The 522-nt window shown below is 51.0% G+C and carries 1 protein-coding gene; it reads right to left on the reverse strand.

Annotated elements, in window-relative coordinates:
* Positions 1 to 438: hypothetical protein (locus E1963_RS23970; RefSeq protein ID WP_201272124.1), on the reverse strand; the 438-nt coding region annotated here is incomplete at its 3' end.
* Positions 439 to 522 lie beyond the last annotated feature (84 nt).

A 522-nucleotide genomic window follows, 5' to 3' on the forward strand; every position in this document is an offset into this window, starting at 1 on the left:
CTCCTGCCCCGCCCTTTCGCCCTCGTCCCTGCTGTTCTTGGAGGACTCTTTTCTTTTTCCCTTCTGTTTCCCTCTCTCTTTCTCTCCCCCCCTCTTCTTCTTTCCCTCTTCTTTCTTCTCCCTTTTTTCTTTCTCCCTTTCTCTTTTTTCTCCCTCTCCTTCCTCCCCTCCCGAGAGACTCTCCCCCGCCCTTGACGGCTTTTCCCTTCTTTTCTCCCCTTCCTTTATTTCCTTCCCCCTTTCCCCCTCTTTCCCCCCCCTCCCTCCTTCCCTTCTCTCTTTCCTCTTCTCTCCTTTCTTCCCTCCCTCTGGATCATCATCCCGATAGGACTTGTTCTCTTCTCCTTTCTTTTCCCTTCTTCTCCTTCTTTCTCTTGCCTCTTCCCCTCCCTTCCCTTCTCTTCCCTCTCTCCTTCCTGTGGATGTCATCGAAGACATGTACCTTGCATGTTCTCCTTTCTTCCTCTTCCTCTCTCTCCCCCCTTACTCTATTCTTTCTAGATAACGGCATATCTGGCCATT

The sequence above is a fragment of the Extibacter muris genome (assembly GCF_004345005.1).
GTDB lineage: Bacteria > Bacillota > Clostridia > Lachnospirales > Lachnospiraceae > Extibacter > Extibacter muris.